We start from the raw sequence: 8,585 nt of genomic DNA, 5'->3' as shown, positions 1-8,585 counted from the left end.
GTGTTGCCGGCGCCGGAGCAGCCGGTGCCATGCCAAACAGATTCTTCAGCCAGCCAATAAAGCCGCCGCCAGCCGGCGTGACCGCTACAGGCGCGGGCGTAGCCGCTGCAGTCGGGCGAACCGGCGCGCTCGGCGCCGGCTTCTCAGGCGTAATGCCCTTGACCGCCGCTTCCTGCTTCGGCTTCACTTCCTCGGTGCGCTTGCTGTAGCCGGTTTCCGATTCCAGTTCGCGGGCCGCTTCTTCGGCCATCTTCCATGAGGCGCGCGGCTCGTCGAGGCGTGCATCGTCGTGGCGCAGGCGCTCGAGCTTGTAGTGCGGCGTGTCCAGGTGCTTGTTCGGAATCAGGACGACATTGACCTTGAAACGCGACTCGATCTTGTTGATTTCGGCACGCTTCTCGTTCAACAGGAAGGCGGTCACTTCGACCGGCACCTGGCAATGGATTGCCGCGGTGTTTTCCTTCATCGCTTCTTCCTGAATGATCCGCAGGACTTGCAGCGCGGACGATTCGGTATCGCGGATGTGGCCCGTGCCGTTACAGCGCGGGCAGGTCACGTGGCTGCCTTCCGAGAGGGCCGGGCGCAGACGTTGACGGGACAGTTCCATCAGGCCGAAGCGCGAGATCTTGCCCATCTGGACGCGCGCGCGGTCGTGCTTGAGCGCGTCTTTCAGGCGTTGTTCGACTTCGCGCTGGCTCTTGGCCGACTCCATGTCGATAAAGTCGATCACGATCAGGCCGCCCAGATCGCGCAGGCGCAACTGGCGGGCCACTTCGTCGGCGGCTTCGAGGTTGGTGCGCGCGGCGGTTTCCTCGATGTCGGCGCCCTTGGTGGCGCGCGCCGAGTTCACGTCGATCGCGACCAGCGCTTCAGTGTGATCGATCACGATCGCGCCGCCCGAAGGCAACGGCACCGTGCGCGAGTACGCCGTTTCGATCTGGTGTTCGATCTGAAAGCGCGAGAAGAGCGGCACATCGTCGTGATACCGCTTCACCTTGCTGACATTATCCGGCATCACGATATCCATGAAGGCGCGGGCCTGATCATGGATTTCAGTGGTGTCGATGAGGATTTCGCCAATATCCGGCTGGAAATAGTCACGAATCGCGCGGATGACCAAGCTCGATTCGAGATAAATCAGCATCGGCTGACCGCTCGAACCGCTTTGCGACGCGGCTTCAATGGCGCGCCACAGTTGCATCAGGTAGTTCAGGTCCCACTGCAGCTCTTCGGCGGAGCGGCCAATACCGGCCGTGCGCGCGATGATGCTCATGCCTTCCGGCAGTTGCAGTTGCGCCATGGTTTCGCGCAGTTCCTGACGGTCGTCGCCTTCGATCCGGCGCGACACGCCACCGCCGCGCGGGTTGTTCGGCATCAGAACAAGATAGCGGCCGGCGAGCGAGATGAAGGTGGTGAGGGCGGCGCCCTTGTTGCCACGTTCTTCTTTTTCGACCTGGACGATCAGCTCCTGGCCTTCGCGCAGGGCGTCCTGGATGCGCGCGGAGCGCATGTCGACGCCGTCACGGAAATACTGGCGGGCGACTTCCTTGAATGGCAGAAAACCGTGACGGTCTTCGCCATAGTTGACGAAACAGGCTTCGAGCGACGGCTCGATGCGGGTGATGATGCCCTTGTAAATATTGCCTTTGCGCTGTTCGCGCCCGGCGGTTTCGATGTCGATATCGATGAGTTTTTGCCCATCGACGATGGCAACGCGCAGTTCTTCCTGCTGCGTCGCATTAAACAACATGCGTTTCATTGAACGGCTCCAGAGCGGCTTAGCGTGCCCACGCCTTCACGTTTGTCAGACGCAAAGAACGATCAGGGCAGCGGCATGCCGCGCCTTATTGTGTTTTCACAAGCACGCTGGAGCGGGAAAAATGGCGGGGAGAATTGCCTGAGAGGGCCCGGTCCGTCAAAAAAGGACACGGTGCCGCAGGGCACATGCGAACACGGCTTCAAATAACGACCCGACACGCCGCGGGTTCTGCCGGCTGACCTACATACGCCTTCATCCACTCGCGCCGGTGCGCCAACTGGGCGCGTGACCGGAGGGTCGAAGGTTGCGGTCATGCCGCAGCGGGAAGTTCGCGCAAGGGGCGCGTCTTTTCTCGCCGGGGGTGTCTCGCCTCATTTTGACGTCGCCATGTCTTGTACTTTCTACAAGACGCCTCGGGCGCACGCCGTATTTTCGCAACCGGAAGCCTCGTCCTGCAGGGCGTCAAACCGCCCGTTACCAAGGCTCGCAGTTAAATTCTTTTTTACCAAAATTCCGTTACCGTCGGAGTTGACCTTGACCGAACGCGCCTGTGGGCGCCGTCCCTGCCGGGTGCTGACTCCGTGCGTACAACGTGTTGCATCTCGTTATGCGGGTGAGCAACCAGACCCGGGCGCAAGTAAAATGACTGTTTATCGCTTGCACCTGCGCAATCCGCCGGAATTCCGGACAATGCGCCGGCCGCCGCAGACTGCTGGGCAAATTATATTCAGAATGAAAGAGTTAGGCAAAATATCCCAGAAATCGGTCGCAAGTGACCAGGTCTCGATGATCGAGATCGACGACAGCGCGGCCGGACAGCGCATCGACAACTTCCTCTTACGCGTCTGTAAAGGCGTGCCGAAGAGCCATATCTACCGCATTTTGCGCAGCGGGGAAGTGCGCGTAAATAAGGGCCGGGTCGATGCTCAGTACCGGCTTGTTCATGGCGATCTGGTGCGCGTGCCCCCCATCCGGGTGGCCCAAGGCACCGAGGCCACCCGCGAGGCGCCTGTTCCGGCTGCCAATTTCGAAATTATTTTCGAAGATGAGCACATGCTGGTTATCGACAAGCCGGCGGGCGTCGCGGTGCACGGCGGCAGCGGGGTGGCGTTCGGCGTGATCGAACAGATGCGCGAGGCGCGTCCGCAGGCGAAATTCCTCGAACTGGTGCATCGGCTCGACCGCGAGACGTCGGGTGTCCTGATGCTGGCCAAGAAGCGCGCGGCGCTTGTCAACCTGCATGAGCAGATCCGCGAGAACCGCATGGATAAGCGCTACTATGCGTGCGTTCATGGTGAGTGGGCGAGCGACTGGGGGCGTCGGCGGGCGGTCAAGGAGCCGCTGCACAAGTATCTGACCGCTGACGGCGAGCGCCGCGTGCGGGTCCAGGCTGACGGTTTGGCGTCGCATACGGTGTTTAACCTGGTGAAGCGGTGGCCAGACTACGCGCTCCTCGAGGCGGAACTGAAGACGGGCCGCACGCATCAGATACGGGTCCATTTGGCGCATCTGGACCTGCCGATCGTCGGCGACGCCAAATACGGCGACTTCACGCTGAACAAGGATCTGGCCCGCACGAATGCGCGTCCGGGCCTCAAACGCATGTTTTTGCACGCGTATCGGCTCAAACTCGCGCATCCCGCAACCGGCGCAGTGCTGCAGTTCGAGGCGCCGTTGCCGTCCGAATGCCGGCGCTTTGTCGATCAGCTTAATGAAATAAATCAAGGGTCAAACCCGGAGACGGACACGCATGGCTAGAGAGCAATTTGATCTGATCGTCTTCGATTGGGACGGCACCTTGATGGATTCGACCGCGCACATCACGCGCAGCATCCAGTCGGCCTGCCGCGACCTCGGCTTGCCGGTGCCGGCGGACGAAGCGGCGAGTTACGTAATCGGCCTTGGCCTGCGCGACGCGCTGCAAATCGCCGCTCCGACCCTCGATCCGTCCGAGTACCCGCGCCTCGCGGAACGTTACCGCTTCCACTATCTGGTGAAGGATCAGACGACTGAGCTGTTTGCCGGTGTGCGCGAAATGCTGCAGGAGTTGCGCGATCAGGGGTATCTGCTGGGCGTCGCAACCGGCAAAAGCCGAGTGGGCCTGAACCGGGCGCTCGATCAGGCGCGGCTTACCAGCCTCTTTGACGGCACGCGTTGCGCCGACGAGACCTTTTCCAAGCCCCATCCGGCGATGCTGCATGAATTGACCCGCGAATTGGGGCAAGATCTGGCGCGCACGGTGATGGTCGGCGATACGACGCATGACCTGCAGATGGCGATCAACGCTGGTGTGGCCGGGATTGCCGTGACTTACGGCGCTCACCCGGCTGCCTCGCTGTCGGCACTCGAGCCCCGGTTTGTGGCGCCAAACGTGAGAGCGCTGTCAACCTGGTTGCGCGAGAACGCATGAGCGAGCTCGCCATGGATCCGGTGCGAATCTGCGCCTCGGACGACCTCATCGAGGGCGGGGAGGGTCTGCGGCGGGACGCAAAGTACGCCGGTGGCGACGTGGTGGTGTTTTTCGTCCGCTACGGCGGCGCGGCATACGGCTATCTGAACCGTTGTGCGCACGTTCCGATGGAACTCGACTGGGTTGAGGGTCAGTTCTTCGAATCTTCAAGTTTATACTTGATGTGCGCCACGCACGGCGCAATTTACGCGCCGGACACCGGTAAGTGTGTCGGCGGTCCGTGCCGTGGCGGCAGGCTGCGTCCCGTTCAGGTTGAAGAACGGGATACACCGGATGGCCGCGCGGTATTCTGGCTGCCGGACGCCGACCTGCGTCCGGTCACTCCCTGACTCTTTGATCTGCGACGCATGTCCGACAATCTCACTCCCGATTCGAATCAACCGCGTACGCCTGCCCCGTCTAACGAACCGGGCTGGGAGCGTGCCGCGCTCGAACGGATCGCGCTTGCTGCGATCAATGAGCAGCGCGCGGCACGTCGCTGGAAGATTTTCTTCCGCTTCGTCTTCATTATTTTGCTGTTGCTGGTGATCTGGGGCGCGTTCGATTTCTCCGGCGAAAAGGTGGCGACCACCGGGCGCCATACCGCGCTGATCTCACTTGATGGAGAGATCGCGGCGGATACCAATGCGAACGCCGACGATGTCGACTCAGCGTTGGAGAGCGCATTCGACGACGCCGGCACCGCGGGCGTGATCCTGAGTTGCAACAGTCCGGGCGGCAGTCCGGTGCAGGCCGGCATCATCAATCGCGATATCACGCGGTTGCGGGCCAAATACCCGTCGATTCCGTTGTATGTGGTGGTCGGCGACATGTGCGCATCTGGCGGCTACTATGCCGCGGCGGCTGCAGACAAGATCTACGTGGACAAGGCGAGTATCGTCGGCTCGATCGGCGTGCTGATGGATAGCTTTGGCTTCACCGGGTTGATGGACAAGCTCGGTGTCGAGCGGCGTCTGCACACGTCAGGCGAAAACAAGGGCTTTTACGACCCGTTCTCGCCGGAGACGCCGAAGATGGACCAACATGCGCAAGAAATGCTGGACCAGATTCACCAGCAGTTCATCGACGCAGTGCGCCAGGGCCGCGGCAAGCGCCTGCATGAAACTCCGGACATCTTCTCGGGGCTGTTCTGGACGGGTCAGCAGAGCGTGGACCTAGGTCTTGCCGATGGTTTCGGCGACGCCGACTACGTGGCCCGTGAAATCATCAAGGCGCCGGATATCGTCGACTATACGGTGAAGGAAAGCATCACCGATCGTGTGGCGCGCAAGTTCGGCGCGGCGGTTGGCGGCGCGGCGGTTCACGCGATGGTGCTGGGCGGGAAGATGAGTCTGCGCTGACGCGCCTGGGCTGACGAGCGACTGGTGGCCCCGGGAGCACTGACTCCGGGCCGACGAGCGTCCGACCGGGGCGCATGGAGCGGGGCGGACGAACTTGGGGCTGACGAGTTGCGGGGCACGCGGCCTATGGCTTCCGGGCGATCGAGCAGTTGGCCCGTAGCTCGAGCCCCTAAGCCCCCAAGCGATCTGGAGGAGCGGTCGACCGTCGTGGCCGTGGCCCGCGGCAGTCGTTCACAGTTCGGTTAAACGGCCAGCAGCAGGAAAATCGCCGGACGCTTATGCAGATCAATCGGCTTCGCCTTTTTCCAGTCCGCCACTGAACGGCTGGCGATCGTCTCGCTTTCCAGCGTCAAATCCACTGCCACGCAGACGAGCGTTGACGGCGCGCAGGTCGCCAGCAGCGTATCGAGCAGCGCCTTGTTGCGATAAGGCGTCTCAATAAAAATCTGGGTCTGCTTCGCCTTGCGCGATTGCTGCTCCAGATCACGCAGCCGCTTGGCCCGCTCGGTGGCATCCACGGGCAAATAGCCGTGAAACGCAAAGCTCTGGCCGTTCAGGCCGGAAGCCATCAAGGCAAGCAGAATCGAACTCGGTCCGACGAACGGCACCACCTTGACGCCGCGCTCGTGCGCGCGGCGTACCAGTAGCGCGCCCGGGTCGGCCACGGCCGGGCAGCCGGCCTCGGACACGAGTCCCGCGTCCGTGCCCGCCAGAATGGGCGCCAGCAGTTTCTCGATCTCGCCCGCGGGCGTGTTCACATTCAGTTCGCGAATCTCGATTTCCTGAATGGGCCGTTCAGTGCCGACTTTCTTCAGGAACGCACGGGTCGTTTTCGCGTTTTCACCAATGTAGTAATTGAGCGTGGCAGCGCGTGCGCGTACGGGTGCGGGCAGCACGGCGTCGAGCGCCTCGGTGTCGCCTTCGCCGAGCGTGTTCGGAATCAAATACAGTGTGCCGCTCATCGCGCCCCCAAAAGTGGAAAACCCGCTGCCAGCAGCATGCTTGTCAACGCGATCAGCGGTAGTCCAATCAATGCGGTTGGATCGTCGGATTCGATTGCCTCAAGCAAGGCGATGCCGAGCCCTTCTGATTTGGCGCTGCCCGCCACATCGTAAGGCGTTTCGGCGCGCAGGTAGGACTCCAGTTCGACGTCCGACAGATTGCGGAAGCGCACCGTCGTAATCACGTCGAGCGTTTGCGCGTCGCCACTGCGGCTGTCAAACAGGCACAGCGCGCTATGGAACAACACCTCGCGGCCACGCATTGCCTGGAGTTGCGCAAGCGCTTTCTCATGCGAGCCGGGCTTGCCGATTTGCAGGCCATCGTAAGTGGCGACCTGATCGGAGCCGATCACGAGGGCGTGTTCGCCACTCGCGAGACCGGTGGCGACCGCCCGCGCTTTGGCTTCGGCGAGGCGCAGGGCCGTCGCTTCGGGGGTTTCACCCGGCTGAGGGGTCTCGTCGAGCGCCGGCACGACGACGTCGAACGGGACGCGCAGGCGCTCGAGCAGCTCGCGGCGGTAGCGTGAACTTGACGCCAGGATCAAGCGTGGCGGGCGGGAAGGGGTATCCGGCATAGTGAACGAACAGGGAAAGAGGGCAGGCCGCACGGGCCTAGGCGTGTGCGGGCTTAAGTGTTTGACTCGAAAAGACAAAACGGATATGATTTTGGGCTTTTCATCGGTATGTACTTGTTGTTGGCACTGTTACAGGCGCCTTCAGCCTGGCTGCAGATCGGACGTCCGCGGGTTGTCACTACTTGCCGCGTCCATGTGTAACAAGGCCTCATGCCGATTTACTCCGGCTAAATCCGTGCCGACGCAGGAGCGCACATGACTGAACATCCTGGCAAACCTGCAGGTCTCGCCGACCCGCATGATCTCGATCTCTTCGAATTCGCGCGTAGTGGGCGACAGGCCGCGGGTGTCGTGCGCGTCTCGCAACTGCCGCGCATGTTAAACGAAGTCCCGGCGGAAGCGCCAGACGGCGATAGCGCGTTCACCTGGCAGGCCGAAGGGACGACGCAGCCGGAATTGCAGGACGACGGCACCGAAGGTCCGCAGCCTTATCTGAGGCTCGCGGTTCACGGGTCGGCATGGCTGGAGTGCCAGCGGTGTCTCACGCCGTATGAGCAGGCGTTCAACGTCGATGCGATTTACCGGATCGTCAACACCGAGGCGGAAGCCGAAGAGTTTCCGCTCGACGAGGATGAAGTCGATGTGATCGTGGGTTCAAGCCATTTCGATCTTATCGACTTGATCGAAGAAGAGCTGCTGCTGAATTTGCCGCTGGTGCCTAAGCACGAAGTCTGTCCCGAAGTGCACGAGTCTCTCGTGTCAGGGGGGGCGGGTGATGAGGGCGAGGGCGACGAAGCTGCGGCGGACGAAGCTGGAGAGGGCGGTGAGCCCGATCGGCCTAATCCGTTTGCGGCGCTCGAGGCCCTCAAAAAGGGTGATGCTGGCGACAAGAAGCACTAAACAGTTGCATAGGAGCGCGATGCGGCGCGTTGGCCATACGGCCAGTGGCGATTGCAGTATCGGGCTGTGTTAGAATTCGGAAAATTTTTAGGAGTTATCATGGCAGTCCAACAAAACAAGAAGTCGCCGTCGAAGCGCGGTATGCACCGTTCGCACGATTTCCTCAACGCAGCGCCGCTGGCAGTTGAGCCGAGCACGGGTGAAGTGCATCTGCGTCACCACGTGAGCCCGAACGGCTACTACCGTGGCAAGAAAGTCATCAAGACGAAGAACGACTAAGCGTACGACGCTTATCGCGTCTCGCGTCACCGTCTTGAATTACGGTCGCTCGCGCTTGACATTTCCTCGGTACGACAAGAAGGCGGCATTTCACTGCCGCTTTTTTGTGCCTGAAATTCGTCGCACTCCATGACTGTAAAGATCACCATCGACTGCATGGGAGGCGACCACGGCCCGGCCGTGACGGTTCCCGCTGCCGTCAGTTTCGTGCGTTCGCATCCCGACGCACACCTGCTGCTCGTGGGCATCGAGCCCGCGATC

The 8,585-nt window shown here is 61.6% G+C and carries 9 protein-coding genes and 1 pseudogene; 7 read left to right on the top strand and 3 right to left on the bottom strand.

Annotated features, from left to right (window positions below):
* A partial coding sequence (locus WCA85_RS24800; RefSeq protein WP_424067498.1) for an Rne/Rng family ribonuclease occupies nt 1–1,759 on the bottom strand: 1,759 nt, incomplete at its 3' end.
* 732 nt (nt 1,760–2,491) lie between these two features.
* Between WCA85_RS24800 and WCA85_RS24795 the strand changes: the two genes are divergently transcribed.
* From WCA85_RS24795 to WCA85_RS24780, 4 genes are read left to right on the top strand one after another with little or no spacing between them, the layout of a single operon-like run.
* A complete protein-coding gene (locus tag WCA85_RS24795) occupies nt 2,492–3,517 on the top strand; it encodes an RluA family pseudouridine synthase (protein WP_424067499.1) in 1,026 nt (341 codons plus the stop codon).
* Nucleotides 3,510–4,169, top strand: a complete 660-nt coding sequence (locus tag WCA85_RS24790; RefSeq protein WP_424067497.1) for an HAD-IIIA family hydrolase — start codon at nt 3,510–3,512, stop codon at nt 4,167–4,169. Before WCA85_RS24795 ends, WCA85_RS24790 begins: the two co-directional genes overlap by 8 nt.
* Complete coding sequence (locus tag WCA85_RS24785; RefSeq protein ID WP_424067496.1) at nt 4,166–4,558, top strand: Rieske (2Fe-2S) protein; 393 nt, start codon at nt 4,166–4,168, stop codon at nt 4,556–4,558. Before WCA85_RS24790 ends, WCA85_RS24785 begins: the two co-directional genes overlap by 4 nt.
* An 18-nt stretch (nt 4,559–4,576) precedes the next feature.
* Nucleotides 4,577–5,569: a S49 family peptidase gene (locus WCA85_RS24780; RefSeq protein WP_424067495.1), complete on the top strand. Its 993-nt coding sequence runs from the start codon at nt 4,577–4,579 to the stop codon at nt 5,567–5,569.
* Nucleotides 5,570–5,811: 242 nt separating this feature from the next.
* Here WCA85_RS24780 and WCA85_RS24775 read toward each other — a convergent pair whose 3' ends face one another.
* The gene (locus WCA85_RS24775) at nt 5,812–6,531 is read right to left on the bottom strand and encodes an SAM-dependent methyltransferase (RefSeq protein ID WP_424067494.1); all 720 of its coding nucleotides are present in this window, start codon (nt 6,529–6,531) and stop codon (nt 5,812–5,814) included.
* Entirely contained in the window at nt 6,528–7,145 is a 618-nt protein-coding gene (locus WCA85_RS24770) for a Maf-like protein (protein ID WP_424067493.1), read from the bottom strand. The genes WCA85_RS24775 and WCA85_RS24770 overlap by 4 nt, the downstream gene beginning before the upstream one ends.
* A gap of 255 nt (nt 7,146–7,400) precedes the next feature.
* Here WCA85_RS24770 and WCA85_RS24765 point away from each other — a divergent pair, with 255 nt between their 5' ends.
* The 3 genes and pseudogenes from WCA85_RS24765 to WCA85_RS24755 all read left to right on the top strand — a co-directional run.
* Nucleotides 7,401–8,045 carry a DUF177 domain-containing protein gene (locus tag WCA85_RS24765; protein ID WP_424067492.1) on the top strand — a complete coding sequence of 215 codons (645 nt, stop codon included), beginning with the start codon at nt 7,401–7,403 and terminating at the stop codon, nt 8,043–8,045.
* A 99-nt stretch (nt 8,046–8,144) separates the two neighbouring features.
* Nucleotides 8,145–8,324, top strand: a complete 180-nt coding sequence (gene rpmF / locus WCA85_RS24760) for a 50S ribosomal protein L32 (RefSeq protein ID WP_062633572.1) — start codon at nt 8,145–8,147, stop codon at nt 8,322–8,324.
* 129 nt (nt 8,325–8,453) lie between these two features.
* A pseudogene (locus tag WCA85_RS24755) lies at nt 8,454–8,585 on the top strand (phosphate acyltransferase PlsX); the annotation flags it as partial.

This window comes from Paraburkholderia sp. (assembly GCF_049581445.1).
Lineage (GTDB): Bacteria > Pseudomonadota > Gammaproteobacteria > Burkholderiales > Burkholderiaceae > Paraburkholderia.
Note: the sequence above shows the minus strand (reverse complement) of the source record. Positions and strands in the feature narration are given on the sequence as shown.